Below are 14,385 nucleotides of genomic sequence, written 5' to 3' on the forward strand. Positions count from 1 at the left end.
ATTAGCCCTTCTCTCCAAAATGCGGATAAATCGGGTTAATTTCTGCATTTTCAGACGGTGTGGAAATAAATCATTAAAACAATTGTTTTGTGCGTAGGAAGTTAGGGTTCTCTGTTTGTTAATCATCGGAGTTTTTTGCAATAATGCCGCAGGATTTTGAAAGACTCTCCGGCATATCGTCCATAGAATCGGTCGCTAATCTAACATGTATGTAACATATGCCGCTAATTTGCCGGGTAAGAGAAGAGGAATCTGCTTATGTTCAAAGCGACCGATGTATTGGTGCCAAGCCTGCTTGAGCAACCGAAAGCATCCCTTTGGCAACACATTTCAAGCCAGTACTGTGTAGACGAAAGTCAGGCACTTGAAGCATTGATCCCATTAGCGACGCCATCAGAATCTGAACGTGCTGCAACTGAAAAGCATGCGGCGGATTTGATTGCGCGTGTACGTGCCGATAAAAAAGCCGTGCAGATGATTGATGCTCTGTTGCTGGAGTACAGCCTAGATACCCGCGAAGGCATTTTGTTGATGTGTTTGGCTGAAGCGCTGATGCGTATCCCTGATGCAAAAACGGCGGATGCCTTCATTCGTGACCGTTTGGGCGTTGCAGATTGGAAAGCGCACCTCAAAAACTCTAACTCACTCTTCGTGAATGCTTCGACGTGGGGACTGATGCTCACAGGCAAAGTCGTGAACGTGGATGAACGCGAAGAAAGTCGCCCGACTGCGGTGCTTAACCGTTTGGTGAACAAGTTCTCTGAGCCTGTGATTCGCCAAGCCATGCACCAAGCCATGAAGATCATGGGGCATCAGTTTGTGCTGGGTCGCGACATTGATGAAGCACTAGAAAATGGCAAGAAACCGCGCGAAAGCGGCTTCACCTATTCGTTCGACATGCTGGGCGAGGCGGCGCTGACCAAAGCGGACGCGAAAAAATACTTTAACGACTACATCGAAGCGATTGAAACCGTGGGACAGAACTTATCTGTTGGCTCCGGGCCTGCGCCTTCGGTGTCTATCAAGCTTTCTGCATTACACCCACGCTATGAGGTTGCTAACGAAGAACGTGTCATGACGGAAATGTTTGATACAGTCTTGACGTTGCTCAAGCGTGCACGTGAATTGAACGTGGCGATCACCATTGACGCTGAAGAAGCGGATCGTTTGGAACTGTCGCTCAAACTGTTCGAGAAGCTTTTCACACACCCAGACATGAAAGGCTGGGGGTTGCTTGGTCTTGTGATTCAAGCCTATTCAAAACGCGCGTTGCCCGTACTGGTATGGTTAGCAGCATTGGCCAAAGAGCATGCTACCGTTGTGCCGATGCGCTTGGTAAAAGGCGCGTACTGGGACAGTGAAATCAAATTGTCGCAGCAAAACGGTCTGCCGGGCTATCCGGTCTATACCCGTAAAGAAGGCACCGATGTTGCCTATCTTGCGTGTGCTCGTTTTCTGTTATCAAAACATGTTGAGGGGCTGATTTACCCACAATTTGCCAGTCACAACGCCCAAACCATTTCTGCCATCTACGCCATGGCGCAACACGACACTTACGAATTCCAACGCCTGCATGGCATGGGTGATTCGCTTTACTACCACGCGAAAGAGATGTTTGAGCACCCTGTGCGCATCTACGCACCCGTGGGCAATCACAAAGATTTGCTGCCGTATTTGGTGCGTCGTCTGCTTGAAAACGGCGCGAACAGTTCGTTTGTTCATCGCCTTGTGGATGCACGATGTCCGATCGCGGATTTGACCAAACACCCTGTCGACATCTTGTTGTCACGCCCAACGCTCCACAACACCAATATCCCGCTGCCTGATGCGATTTTTGGCGATGATCGTCCGAACTCGAAAGGCGTTGCGATTGATATTGAAAGTGAATGGGAAACGTACAATCAATCGGTACAAGCTTTCATGGAATCCCATTGGAAAGCGGGTCCTATCGTCAATGGCGACCGCCGTATCGGTGAAGAACACCGTATTGTTGCACCTTACGATCACCGCCTCGATGTTGGCACCATCAACTGGTCTACAGAAAGCGATGTAGACGCGGCACTGCAAGCGGCACATGACAGTGTGGACGCTTGGCAAGCAGTGTCTGCCAAAGAACGGGGTAAGTACCTACTATCGCTGGCTGACAAACTTGAAGAGAACATGGGTGAGTTGGTGGCACTGTGTCACCGTGAAGCGGGTAAAACCATTCACGACAGCATTGATGAAGTGCGTGAAGCCGTCGACTTTTTGCGTTTCTATCCGCTAGACGCTGACACCATGATGGCGGAAGCAAAAACCTTCCCACGTTTTGACGGTGAAAATGTCACCCTGACGCGCACGGGACGTGGTGTTTTTACCTGTATTAGCCCGTGGAACTTTCCATTGGCCATTTTCATCGGTCAAATCTCAGCGGCGCTGGTCACGGGTAACACGGTTGTTGCGAAACCTGCGGAGCAAACGTCACTGATTGCCTTCCGTACCATCGAGTTGCTGCTAGACACTGGGATCCCAAAAGGGGTAATTCACCTTCTTCCGGGCTCTGGCGCGACAGTTGGCGCGAAAATCACGGGCGATCCACGCATCGCGGGCGTGGCGTTTACTGGCTCAACGCCGACCGCACAGCGCATTAACCAAACCTTGGCTGCACGAGACAGCTTGCCCGTGCCATTCATTGCGGAAACGGGTGGCCAGAACGCGATGATCGTAGACAGTACAGCGCTACCAGAGCAGGTGGTGCGTGATGTTCTGCGTTCTGCCTTTGCATCTGCAGGCCAACGCTGTTCGGCACTGCGTGTGCTTTACGTACAAAACGACGTGGCTGACCGCGTGTTGGAATTGGTGAAAGGTGCCATGGCGGAAATGAGCGTGGGCTTGCCGTATTTGCACTCAACAGATGTAGGTCCTGTGATTGATGAAGCCGCACAAGCGAAGCTGCAAAATCACATCAACCAATTGTTTAAAGAAGGGCGTTTTATCGCCAAGGTGCCAATGGCGAGCGATACCCGCGTCGGCACCTTCATCACGCCTGTGGCGTTCGAAATCGACAATATTTCCCAGCTTGACCAAGAGCACTTTGGCCCGATCCTTCATGTGATCCGCTTTAAGGCCGACGAGCTCGATGCCGTGATTGATGACATCAACCATTCAGGCTTTGGTCTCACCCTTGGCGTTCACAGCCGTAACGAAAGCACCTACCGCCATATTGATGCACGTGCGCGCGTCGGTAACTGCTACATCAACCGCGATCAGGTGGGTGCGGTGGTGGGTGTTCAACCGTTTGGTGGACAAGGTCTCTCGGGGACAGGTCCGAAAGCGGGTGGTCCGCACTATTTGTACCGTTTTACTCAAGAACAACTGCAATTCGCTAATGGCAATTCCGTCGCTAACAAGGAGGTAACGGCATGATCTTCAATCACGGTAATCATCAAATGACGCAGGTTGAGCGTGTTGCTTCTCAGTGCGTGGCGGTGTGGGAAGAATGGAACGGCGCAGGGGTTGAAGGTCGTCAGGCGGTGTTGTCTTCGTGGGCAGATATCGTGGCGGCACGAGGCGGCGAGTTTAGTGCTGCTGCAAGCATGATCCGCTATCAAGTGAAACAAGCAGGCGAGGTACTTGCGCCCGTTCACATGATGCCGGGGCCGACAGGTGAAACGAACGAACTGTACATCACAGGGCGCGGGCTGTTTTTGGTGACGGGCGATGAAAGTTTGTCTGCTGTGTCATTAGCCGGTCAGCTCTCTGCGTCTTTAGTGGCAGGTAACGCTGTATTGGTTGTTGTGCCTTCTGCGCTCAACGACACCGCAGATGCCCTGTTGTCTGATCTTGTAAAAGCCAGCGCCCCAAGCCGCTTGGCTCAGCGATTGGATGAAAAGGCGCTTAATGATGTGATTGAAACTGCACCGTTGAAAGGCGTTGCAGCCGTTGCTGAAGCCGATGTGCTGGTGGCAATGAACCGAAAATTGGCAGAAAGAGACGGTGTGTTGGTGCAATTTGTCGCGGAAAGCGATGGCATTCACCTACCACTTCTCGCTTCGCCAGCGTACCAACTTCGCTTTATTACGGAGCGAACGAGAACCATCAACATCACTGCAGTGGGTGGTAATGCCACACTTCTGGAACTCGGCAGTGGTGAACATTAAAACAATCCGGATATGAGCACCGAGAACGGTGCTCAGTTTTTTTTTGAGGGAAAATGAATGATTGAAAATAGCTTTGCTATCAGTGCCACGTTTATCGTGTATTTGGTGCTGATGCTAGGTATTGGTGTTTATGCTTACAAGCGAACCGCCAGTTCTGAAGATTACTTTTTGGGCGGACGTTCTTTAGGCCCTTGGCCTGCTGCAATCTCAGCAGGTGCATCTGATATGAGTGGTTGGCTGCTCCTGGGTTTGCCGGGTTATGCGTATGCGGCCGGTATTGAATCGCTTTGGCTAGCAGCAGGTTTGTTAGCGGGTACTTACTTAAACTGGTTGGTCTGTGCAAAAAGGCTTCGTACATTCAGCATCGAAGTGGATAACGCGCTGACCTTGCCTGAATTCTTGTCACGTCGTTTTGACGACAAGTCAAAAGCACTGCAAACGATTTCAGCCTTTTTCATTTTGCTTTTCTTCCTTTTCTATACCAGTTCAGGTTTGGTTGCAGGCGGTAAATTGTTTGAAGCTGTGTTCGGTTTGGATTACAGCACCGCTGTTATTATCGGCACCGTGTGTGTGGTGTCTTACACCCTATTCGGCGGTTTCCTTGCCGTATCTTGGACAGATTTGGTGCAAGGTTTGTTGATGGCAGCGGCGCTGATGATCGTGCCTATTGCGACCATGGAAGGCTCGTTTTCTGATGTTTCTCTGGCATTGGAAGCGAAAAACCCTGAATTACTGACACTTTGGAATGACGCGAAAGGCGAGCCTTTGTCTGCGATTGCGATCATTTCGCTGGTGGCCTGGGGCTTAGGTTACTTTGGTCAGCCTCATATCTTGGCGCGTTTTAAAGCAACCCGCAGCAACAAAGACATCACCACTGCTCGTCGCATCGCTGTGTGCTGGAGTGCTGTCTCTATGGCAGGCGCAGTGATGATCGGTTTGGTGGGTATTTTGTATGTTGATACCCATTTAGGCGACGAATTGGCGGATGGCGAAACCATTTTCATGATTCTGGTTAACGCGGCGTTCCACCCGATCATCGCTGGTATTTTGCTGGCGGCAATTTTGGCGGCGGTAATGAGCACGGCGGATTCGCAATTGTTGGTGTCTTCTTCTGCGTTGGCAGAAGACTTCTACAAGCAGGTTTTCCGTCCTGATGCATCGACAAGCGAAGTGGTGATGGTTGGCCGTGTGGCAGTTATTGGCATTTCGATTATGGCGCTCATGCTGGCGATGAACCCTGACAGTAGCGTACTTGGCCTTGTGTCTTACGCGTGGGCAGGTTTTGGTGCGGCATTTGGCCCAGCATTGCTTTTGAGCCTGTTCTGGAAAGACATGAACCGCAATGGCGCATTGGCCGGTGTGTTGGTGGGTGGCATTACCGTCGTGGTTTGGAAACAGCTGACAGGCGGCATTTTCGATATCTACGAAATTGTCCCTGGCTTCATCTTGGCGGGTGTTTCTATCATCCTAGTGAGTAAGCTGACAGGCGGTGCGAGCGAACACGTGATGTCGCAGTTTGATGATTACGAGCAGAGCCTAAAAACACTGCCGTAAACGCGAAATCAGCACTGTTGAATGCACAGAACAGAAATAACACAGAAAACAAAAGGGACGCCATGGCGTCCCTTTTTTATTCTCAATGAACGCGATAGCGCCTGCTACATCCATCCGTTAGACAGTGGAAGCCGCTTCATCAAGGCGAACAGTTCCGGCATCGATGACACAGATAGCACCAATGGGTGATCGATGTTCGCTTTGTTGCCCGTGTTGAAGTAAATCGTGCGTATGCCTGCATTGATGCCAGCTTGGACGCCGATGCTTGTGTCATCGACAAATAAACACTGTTCGAGAGGCGTTGCCATGTTCATGGCTGAATAATGGATAAGATCGGGCGAAGGTTTCCAGCTATTCGTATCAAATGCGCTGAACAATCGTCCAATAAAGTGCGGCAGTAAGCCTGTCATTTCCAGTGTCAATTTCATCTTGCTGACTGGGCCGTTTGATGCGACACACACATCCACGCCTTCATCTTCAAGCATGTTCAATAAGTCAGGCACACCTTCTATGGGTTTTAGATGGTGTTCGAACAAGGCCGCACTCTTTTCACGGTAGAGTGGCTCTAGCTCATCGAGGGATATGGACAGGTGGTGACGTTCGCAAGTTTGCAGCAACACATCAGCCAATTTTCCGCCTTGGAAATTGTCCATACATTCTTGTAAATCAAGCACAACACCATAGTGTGCAAATACCTCAACGATCGCCATTTGGCTAAGCACTTCGCTGTCCACAAGCGTACCGTCGCAATCGAAGATCACGCAGGAAAGGGGAGCATCGTAGTCAAAGGCATTCATTTGCGTTCAGCTAACCTCATTAGCGGAGTGGGATACTGTAATCCTTAACCTGACTAGCAATTACAACAACGGGGCATTTGGCAATTTGCTATCTAAGTCTTACCATCTTCCCATTAGGAACGAAAAAACCGATCTCAGATCGAGTTTTATCAAAAGTGAAACAAAGGGTTAGCGCACAAGGAGTGGCAAATGTATCAACATACGTGGAAGACAGGCGATAACGCGCTGTTGTCAGTAGGAAAAGTGGTGTGCATTGGGCGCAACTATGCAGAACATGCGAAGGAGTTGAACAACCCTATCCCCGATGAACCCGTGCTATTTTTGAAGCCGTCGACGGCGTTGGTCAGTGCCGATGTCCCTTTGCTACTTCGTGCACCGTTAGCCCCTATTCACTATGAAGCAGAGTTGTCGATTCTCATCGGAAAAACGTTAACGAATGCCACCGTTGAACAAGCGGATGATGCCATTGCGGGGATTGGTGTCGCCCTCGATTTAACACGTCGAGAAGCGCAGAGTGAATTAAAAGCCAAAGGGTTACCGTGGGAATTGGCAAAAGCATTTGATGGTAGCTGCGTGCAAAGTCCCTTTGTGCCGTATCAGCATGATCTGGCTGCCACAGAGTATGGGTTAGACATTAATGGGGAGGCGCGTCAGCGCGGGAACACAGCGTTGATGATCACGCCCGTACTGACATTGCTCAGCCATGTGAGTCAGTATTTCACCTTACTGCCGGGTGACATCGTGTTAACGGGGACGCCGAAAGGTGTTGGTCAGCTCAATGGTGGTGATGAGCTGACCTTAACGCTATCTGGTGACGTGTTGGCGCAATGCCGCTGTGAAACGTCTGCGTAGATCGCCAGTCGTGCACGCGCGCGTATTCGTGAGACGTTTTAACCGTGCGAGCGGAACAGATACGGGAACAACGCTTTCTTCTCGTCGTTCGACAGAGAACATACGCGATCGATATTGATGTCAGGAATGGCATCGGCATCGCCGCCGTAATACTTCAGTGCCTTCTCAATACTGGCTTCTCGGATCAGGTGAAACACCGGATACGGGGAGCGGTTGGTTAGGTTGCTTTCATCGTCAGGCTCTACATCCGCAAAGCAGTAATAGGGGTGGAAGCTCGCGATCTGATAAATTCCGCGCCAGCCAAATTGCTCGATGATCAAGTCTGCCACATCCAAAAACTGGTTGTAGTCATCAAAGTCCTGAAAGTAATTCGGTGTCACGAGCAAGGTGGTTTCAAGATCGGCCACGTCGCTGCTTTCCAGCAGATTTAGTTCTGTCAGTAAGGTCTCCATGACCGCTTCATCAGTGTTTCCTTCACACACTTCGATTTTGATCTGCTTATTACGCTGTGGTTTTGCGGCGAAAGGGCAAAGATTCAAGCCGATGACGACCTTTTCGAGCCATTCTGTGGTTTGCGCTTCTACATCTTGAAGAGAAACAGTGTGTGTGGATGTCATGGGTAAATCCTGAATTGTTGAGACGGAGTATATTAACGGCGGAACTTAGGAAACCCAACGATTACGTCGCGTTTATTCTTCGTTTATTTTCAGGTAGCGAAGAGGCTGTTTTTCATGGAAATACCCCCAATGCTTCTCCACGTAGAACCATGTTGGTTGAAAATCATTCGCATTTCTCTTGAACAACGCCATATGATCTTTTAAAGTGTATTTAAAATGCATCTTTAAAAGGAAACTCATTATGACAACACAAATGATGTCAAACAATCCTCAAGATATTGATTTTAAGAGAGTGACGCAGGTTGGTGGTGTGTTGATGTTTTTGTCAGCGCTGATGATGATTGGCTCTCTGCTGGTGAGTTTTCCCTATGCAGATGCGTTCTCCATTACCCATCAAACCATTGCACATATTATGACCATCGTATTGGCGGGGGTGTTTAAAGTAGGGTATGTCACCTATATCGTTGGCAGGTATGAGCGAAAATTGCCGTGTTAAGTGAGGCGTTAGCAGGGAACTTAGCGAGGGGTCGCGCCCTTCATGAAGACAGGAGGTTCTCCATGAAAGGCGCGAAATTCGGTATTACTGAACGTCAGTGGGTGCTTTCCACGCCTTGGTTCCCCAAAGCGGCACCGTAGACAGGCTGTGTTTATGGCTGCCCTGTGTTTCTTTGGTTGAGTAAGACAAATACATCAGTGTTTGGTTTTTCGAATCGAAAATACGGCGAATCTTCATTGATTTGAACAAGATACTTTTCGATGCAGTGAACACCACTTCACCCGATTTAGAGCGGTCAACGTTCGCGATCATTTCATCAGTAATTTCACCAGTCTGACGGCATGAAATGCCCATGTCAGAAGGGTCTGAAAAATCTAAGTCAGCTTTCACATGACTGATGTGGCATGTAACCCCAGGCACTTCAGGGTCGTTGAAAATTTGAATCTTGATGTCTTTGGTGGTGAACAAGCCCAAGCTTACGTCACCCACTTCATCGTCGGAACAAGCCGAGACAGTCAAAGCGATAACGGTAGCCGCAAAAACAGGGCGCGCATAAGTTTTGAATGAATCAATCATTGAGCGTGGCAACATAACCTTAAAAACCTATCGAAATGAAGTAACAATGCACTGTAACAGTGGAAGGCCTAGGTTGTCATATCTCTTTCAATTTTCACAATGATTCGACAAAAACCGTCCATTAGACAAACCATCCACTAGGCAAACTAAGACTGCACGGTGAAAGCGGGAGTCACCAAAAGATGGGTGAGTAAGCGAAATATTCTGGTGATATGCGTACCAAGGCGAAGTACCTCTGCATACCGCGAATTGAGGGAACAGAGAGAATAGAAGCTAAAAACGCACACCTGTGTGGTCAAGCGTGCGTTATACAAAGAGTGAAAGAGTGAGCGGATGCACTCAGTCGAATTGCGCGTCACCTGGACGACGATCAAGTGTTTCAGGCTCAAACGTAATGATCACGTCATACGCATCACAATAGCTGGCGGTGAGACTGTACTTCTCACGTGATGCCGCAATCTTGCGCTCGGCGATACGTCGTTTGTCTGGTCCGTTTCGGGTTGAGCTAAAAATACGCTGTTGCGTAAAGAGTTCCTGAGTGAATTTTTGCTTACAAATGGATTCGTTTCGTTCCGTGACGACTTCCCCAAGCTCAGTTTTCTCTGCTGAGGCCATTCCCGGAAGAAGCGCAATGCCAAATAATATCGATTTTACAAGGAGGTAGCGCATAATCTTGACCTAGCGTAGTGACCGTATGTTTAAAGATAGTCTACGGTTTGCTGCCTCTCAACTGAGACTGTGCTCTCATCGTCGAACCCGTTCAATTTTTGAGAAGGTCACGAAACTGCTCACAAAGTCAGCGTTGGTTAACATTCCTGCGAAAAGAGGGGTGATGACAGAAAAAGTAGGCGTTATCTTCATGTCTTTCAGGGAATGACAACGACACAACTTATGCAAAAACAGGTTAATAGTTCGTATTTACAGCTTTTCATGCGCGAGTCGAGCACGGCAGCCTTGCTCGATATTGAACAACTTCCTGACATGTCTGATGTCGACGCCATTGCGTTGTTTGACTGGATGTCTGGAAAGCGCCCTTTCACTCATCAAGAAGTTAGCGGACAACGTTGGATAAAATCCTGCAGTGCAGGGTACGTCACCGAATTGTTCCTACACCACGATGGCACCCTCGAAGAATTCACGCTCTTTAATCGTTTACCGACCAAAGGGTCGTGGAAGCTTGAACAAGGTGTGCTTGATCTCGACATCACCAAAGGCGATAACACGTATCGAAGCCGAGTGATTGCCAACAAATCTGTGAACATTCACTCCGCGATTGAGTATAAAAATGGCGAGCTGCATGCCTATCTCAAAATCGCTCACGTTGTTCCGGTAGCAAAAAGCGCATAGCAGAACAGCCCGTACCAATCTAAAAGCCCGCCTGTGCGGGCTTTTTTGTTTTTGAAACGAGAGAACCCCATGCCAAGTAACTTGAACCCTGCATCTTCAGGTTACTTGAGTATATCTAACAACGCGTTTTCTCTTACTCATCAAAAGTGAATGTGATGTTGAGCTATAAATGTAAGTAAGCAATGAAGAAAAGGGTCGAATGTCGGGTCATTGTGCTTGCCGCTTCGAAAAAGTGGTTTGAAGAGACGTTGAGAGGATCAAGGACATGCGATTACCAATACCCACATGGGCTATTGTGGCAACAGGTTTAGTGCTCAATGTGGCCGCAGCACTGATGACAAACTTTGTGATTGATGATTTAGGCGAGAAAGCCACCGCCGTGGCTGAACGCCAAACCAACAACAATCAACTCATTCAGCTCAGTTGGCAACAAGCAGACGCCTTAGAGCGACGTAGAGAAGCGATCTTGGTCGTCCTCGCGTTAACCCCTGCAGAGATCCCTGTGTCCGAGTCAGTGGCTGTCACGTTGCTAGATGCCTTCACCGACATGAATGACACCCCGCTCACCCGCGTCAACATGCCATCAATCATGACAAGAATTAATGACCAGCAGGATCTACTAAGAAACAAGATAGACACGCTATATTTGGATAACCTCCAAATGGCGGAAAACCAGTACGAATTCAATCGCAAGATCTCAGCGTATCGAAATCTCGCATTATTCCTCCAAGTCTTTGGCCTTGCACTCATCATGGCAAGAGACCTCAATAGAAAACAGGATTGAACAATCGGTAATCAGTGTCTTTAATCGTGATAATTCAAATAGTTTATGGAGCTGGTTTTCATAAATAAATAAGAATAAATAACTGGATATTTTTAAAAATATAGCGCCTAACTCCACCCATGTTTTGTTCTAATAGTGATCGATTTTGTGGCCCCTTTGCCACTGTTTTGATTGCGATTTTTAGGGTGAGAGAGAAATGAAAGGCGCTTCCCGCGTTCGTAGTGTCGTGGCTGACATGTTTGCCATGGTAGTGTTTTGTTTTGTGACTGGCATGATGATCGAGATTTTCGTGTCAGGTATGACGTTTGAACAGTCGTTAGCATCGCGTCTGCTGTCTATTCCCGTCAACATTCTGATTGCGTGGCCTTATGGCGTTTTTCGTGACAGCGTGATCAAATTTGCACAGCGTCATTTCACCTCTCGCTTAACGAAGCGCGTGGCTGATTTCTTCGCCTACGTAACCTTTCAATCGCCTGTTTACGCGGCGATCTTGCTGACCGTTGGCGCAGATCCAAGTCAGATTCTGACTGCTGTTGCCAGTAACGCTTTGCTGTCGGGTGTGCTTGGTATGTTCTACGGAGTATTCCTTGAGCGCTGTCGCCGCTTGTTCCGCGTGCCTGCGCCAATGCAGGTTGATGCATCCATGAATGCACAAATGAACGCATGATGTGAAGGGCGTAGACCCAAAACAACACCAAACGAGAAGGGTGCCCAATGGGTGCCCTTTTTTGTTTGGATTGTTACAAGGCGCAATAAAAGGCGATTTTTGCCGATGAAAATACCTGCCAAAAACATCCTTACGCTGCTTGAGCATGTCAGTCATGTGCCGCTTATAACGTGTTAAATCTGAGAAGAGCTTTGCGTTTGATGAGATCAAAAAAGGCCCCGTTGCCGGGGCCGATAGGTCGCTGATTTAACCTAAAACTTGTATTGAATACCTACACCGCCAGCCACTTCTGAGCTTGATACTCGGCCTGATGTTTCGTAGTGGAATGTACCTGAAACACTGATCTTTTCATTGAACCCATAGGCACCACCAATCGCTAGTGCTTCTTTGTTGCCCGAGAAGCCCATACCTGCGCCAATCGCAAATTCTCCCTCGGTGACAAATGGACGCGCATTGGTTACCGCATGCATACCCGCTCGAACACCATCCATATGCTCTTCCATCTCAGCAAAGCGTTGGTTCATTTGTTGCTGCAGATCTGCAATAAGATCTCTTTCTGATGGCGCTGTGACACCGTATGACGGATCTGCAGGTTCATCGCGGTTTGGTGTGTCCGCTTCTGGTGTATAGCCAAAATCAGGATCTGTTGGCTCTTGACGATCAGGGGTTGTATCAGGGGTTGGGCGATCTGGTGACGTGTCTGGTGTTGGACGGTCAACGGTTGGACCACCGCGGTTCGGCGTGTCAGCTTCTGGTGTGTAACCGAAGTCTGGGTCCGTTGGCTCTGGGCGATCAGGGGTCATATCACCAGATGTATAACGCGTTAATGTTTCAGTGCCGATGTTGTTGGCAGTTGATGCATTAACGTGCATTGAATTTGCCATGACACCCGTTGAAAAAAGCGTGGTGAGTGATAGTGCGATAATTGTCTTTTTCATAAAAATAAGCTCTCTAGTAAATTAAAATCAGCGAGAGCATCCATGCTTGAGTGCGTAACTCGTTGTGATTCCTTATCCTTGCCGACAAGTCTACGGAGAGATGAAAAGGTGATCTAAATAGCTGTTCTTATGCTGGTGATAACACTGGCTTATCACGCAAGTGTGATAGTGATTGTTTCTCTACATAAGGTAGGGAGGGTTGGAGACACGTAACATTTCGATATTGGAAAGATGGCCAGCAATCAATGCCTGAACAAGACTCGGGGGAATTTAGGGAGGAATTATTGATGGCAACATGAGTATGTTGGGCACCTTCGTAATACCGAGTAAATGTGCAACTAATGCTTGTCGTGAGAGATGGCCATAAACCAAGAAATTACTTTCTCGACGCGTTTTGGTTCGCTGCCTGGATTCAGTTTTACAATGTAAATGTCGTTGAACAATGGCTTCGAGTCATGAGCGTTAACATGCCACTCGTTCATTTGGCCACTGTCGATGTATTGCTGGATGCAGTGCCGAGGGAAAATGGAGATGCCTAGGCCACCCAGAACCATCAAGATAGCGCCTTCAATGCTGTTGATACGACCGGCGAAATGGACGGAAAGGTCATTGATTGAATCGAGTTGGGGGAAGAAATGCTGACGCCAATAATTGAAATACACCCCCATGCCTGGGTATTCGATGTAATTGTAATTGAGTATGTTTTCTGAATCTAAGTCAGACACATTGATGACCGGCGCTCCCACCATGACATATTCTTCCTGACAGAATTCGTAGTATTTCAGGCGTGGGTGATCCACTTTCTCGGTGACGAAGCCAAAATCGACCTGCCCGGATAACACCTTCTCAAATACCTGTTTGTTGTGCGTGAGCGTGAGATCTATTTCGAGCTCGGGGTAGTTGAGGCGACGTTCTAATAGCATGGGAAAGTGCGGAGACAGCAAACAAGAAGGGGGCATGGCGTAGGAGACGGTGCCTTCGATCTGGTGATAGTCGTTCTTCACTTCCAAAGAAAAATCGCTGTTTAAATCTTCGAGGTTTTTGATGTGTTGCAGCAGCTTCTTGCCCGCATCTGTGATGATGGGGCACTTGGGTGTGCGGACAAACAACTCATAGCCCACCTGCTCTTCCAAGCTTTTGATGTGTTTGCTGATATTGGCTTGTGTCATGGCGGCAATGTCAGCGGCATCGTTAAAACTGCGTGATTCAGCCACTGCTTTAAACGCTCTAAACAGCTTCGGGTCCAAATGCATCATGGTAATACCGCCTTTTCTTTAGTTTAAGAACGTTACCTAACTTACCTTTTGGATTTGCAATGGGTTCAATGAATTGATCTCTAAGGCAAAGCTGTTATTTAACATGTCATCAAGCTCTTGATTTTCATCACGAATGGTTTGGGTAATATCTACTTTTCGATCGCCAATATCACTTAGAATTCGAATACCGTTAATAAAGCCATTTTTTAGGTTGCCATATTCTATTTGAACCGAAGTGAATGACTTAACCGTAAATGTTTTTGTTTCTGATACTTGTGGTCTTTCTTCACTATCACTTCCCAAAAGAAAAGTGACAATAATGCACCACTCTGTGTTGTTTATAATCGTTTTTTTGAACATTG

General features: G+C 48.2%; 15 protein-coding genes. 8 read left to right on the top strand and 7 right to left on the bottom strand.

Annotation, left to right across the window (positions count from 1 at the left end):
* The first annotated feature begins 258 nt into the window (after positions 1–258).
* From putA to putP, 3 genes are read left to right on the top strand one after another with little or no spacing between them, the layout of a single operon-like run.
* A complete protein-coding gene (gene putA / locus BCT27_RS03755; RefSeq protein ID WP_102395070.1) occupies positions 259–3,405 on the top strand; it encodes a bifunctional proline dehydrogenase/L-glutamate gamma-semialdehyde dehydrogenase PutA in 3,147 nt (1,048 codons plus the stop codon).
* Complete coding sequence (locus tag BCT27_RS03760) at positions 3,402–4,139, top strand: delta 1-pyrroline-5-carboxylate dehydrogenase (RefSeq protein ID WP_102390764.1); 738 nt, start codon at positions 3,402–3,404, stop codon at positions 4,137–4,139. Before putA ends, BCT27_RS03760 begins: the two co-directional genes overlap by 4 nt.
* 57 nt (positions 4,140–4,196) lie before the next feature.
* Positions 4,197–5,693 carry a sodium/proline symporter PutP gene (gene putP, locus BCT27_RS03765; RefSeq protein WP_102395071.1) on the top strand — a complete coding sequence of 499 codons (1,497 nt, stop codon included), beginning with the start codon at positions 4,197–4,199 and terminating at the stop codon, positions 5,691–5,693.
* 104 nt (positions 5,694–5,797) lie between these two features.
* Here the strand turns inward: putP and yieH are convergent, their stop codons facing one another.
* Positions 5,798–6,490 (bottom strand): 6-phosphogluconate phosphatase, encoded by a 693-nt coding sequence (gene yieH, locus BCT27_RS03770; RefSeq protein ID WP_102395072.1) that lies wholly within the window; start codon positions 6,488–6,490, stop codon positions 5,798–5,800.
* Between the two features lie 189 nt (positions 6,491–6,679).
* On the opposite strand from yieH, the gene BCT27_RS03775 reads away from it, so the two are divergent.
* Positions 6,680–7,342 (top strand): fumarylacetoacetate hydrolase family protein, encoded by a 663-nt coding sequence (locus BCT27_RS03775; RefSeq protein WP_102395073.1) that lies wholly within the window; start codon positions 6,680–6,682, stop codon positions 7,340–7,342.
* 38 nt (positions 7,343–7,380) lie between these two features.
* Here the strand turns inward: BCT27_RS03775 and BCT27_RS03780 are convergent, their stop codons facing one another.
* Positions 7,381–7,959 (bottom strand): DUF1415 domain-containing protein, encoded by a 579-nt coding sequence (locus tag BCT27_RS03780; protein WP_102395074.1) that lies wholly within the window; start codon positions 7,957–7,959, stop codon positions 7,381–7,383.
* A 241-nt stretch (positions 7,960–8,200) separates the two neighbouring features.
* On the opposite strand from BCT27_RS03780, the gene BCT27_RS03785 reads away from it, so the two are divergent.
* The gene (locus BCT27_RS03785) at positions 8,201–8,455 is read left to right on the top strand and encodes a hypothetical protein (RefSeq protein ID WP_102395075.1); all 255 of its coding nucleotides are present in this window, start codon (positions 8,201–8,203) and stop codon (positions 8,453–8,455) included.
* Between the two features lie 84 nt (positions 8,456–8,539).
* Here the strand turns inward: BCT27_RS03785 and BCT27_RS03790 are convergent, their stop codons facing one another.
* Complete coding sequence (locus tag BCT27_RS03790; RefSeq protein ID WP_413454199.1) at positions 8,540–9,031, bottom strand: CreA family protein; 492 nt, start codon at positions 9,029–9,031, stop codon at positions 8,540–8,542.
* A 339-nt stretch (positions 9,032–9,370) separates the two neighbouring features.
* On the bottom strand, positions 9,371–9,700 hold the full coding sequence (locus BCT27_RS03795) for a hypothetical protein (protein WP_102318106.1): 330 nt from the start codon (positions 9,698–9,700) through the stop codon (positions 9,371–9,373).
* Between the two features lie 222 nt (positions 9,701–9,922).
* Between BCT27_RS03795 and BCT27_RS03805 the strand changes: the two genes are divergently transcribed.
* From BCT27_RS03805 to BCT27_RS03815, 3 genes are all read left to right on the top strand, one after another.
* Positions 9,923–10,378 (top strand): hypothetical protein, encoded by a 456-nt coding sequence (locus tag BCT27_RS03805; RefSeq protein ID WP_102395076.1) that lies wholly within the window; start codon positions 9,923–9,925, stop codon positions 10,376–10,378.
* 265 nt (positions 10,379–10,643) lie between these two features.
* A complete protein-coding gene (locus BCT27_RS03810; protein ID WP_102318108.1) occupies positions 10,644–11,162 on the top strand; it encodes a hypothetical protein in 519 nt (172 codons plus the stop codon).
* 196 nt (positions 11,163–11,358) lie between these two features.
* Entirely contained in the window at positions 11,359–11,829 is a 471-nt protein-coding gene (locus BCT27_RS03815) for an L-alanine exporter AlaE (RefSeq protein ID WP_026024649.1), read from the top strand.
* A 251-nt stretch (positions 11,830–12,080) separates the two neighbouring features.
* Here BCT27_RS03815 and BCT27_RS03820 read toward each other — a convergent pair whose 3' ends face one another.
* The 3 genes from BCT27_RS03820 to BCT27_RS03830 all read right to left on the bottom strand — a co-directional run bounded on the left by BCT27_RS03820 (position 12,081) and on the right by BCT27_RS03830 (position 14,383).
* Positions 12,081–12,767, bottom strand: coding sequence for a YadA C-terminal domain-containing protein (locus BCT27_RS03820; protein ID WP_102395077.1), 687 nt, complete (start codon positions 12,765–12,767; stop codon positions 12,081–12,083).
* 338 nt (positions 12,768–13,105) lie between these two features.
* The gene (locus BCT27_RS03825; protein WP_102395078.1) at positions 13,106–14,023 is read right to left on the bottom strand and encodes a LysR family transcriptional regulator; all 918 of its coding nucleotides are present in this window, start codon (positions 14,021–14,023) and stop codon (positions 13,106–13,108) included.
* 36 nt (positions 14,024–14,059) lie between these two features.
* Positions 14,060–14,383 (bottom strand): hypothetical protein, encoded by a 324-nt coding sequence (locus BCT27_RS03830; RefSeq protein WP_102318111.1) that lies wholly within the window; start codon positions 14,381–14,383, stop codon positions 14,060–14,062.
* Positions 14,384–14,385: the final 2 nt, after the last annotated feature.

This window comes from Enterovibrio norvegicus, from assembly GCF_002876705.1.
Taxonomy (GTDB): domain Bacteria; phylum Pseudomonadota; class Gammaproteobacteria; order Enterobacterales; family Vibrionaceae; genus Enterovibrio; species Enterovibrio norvegicus_B.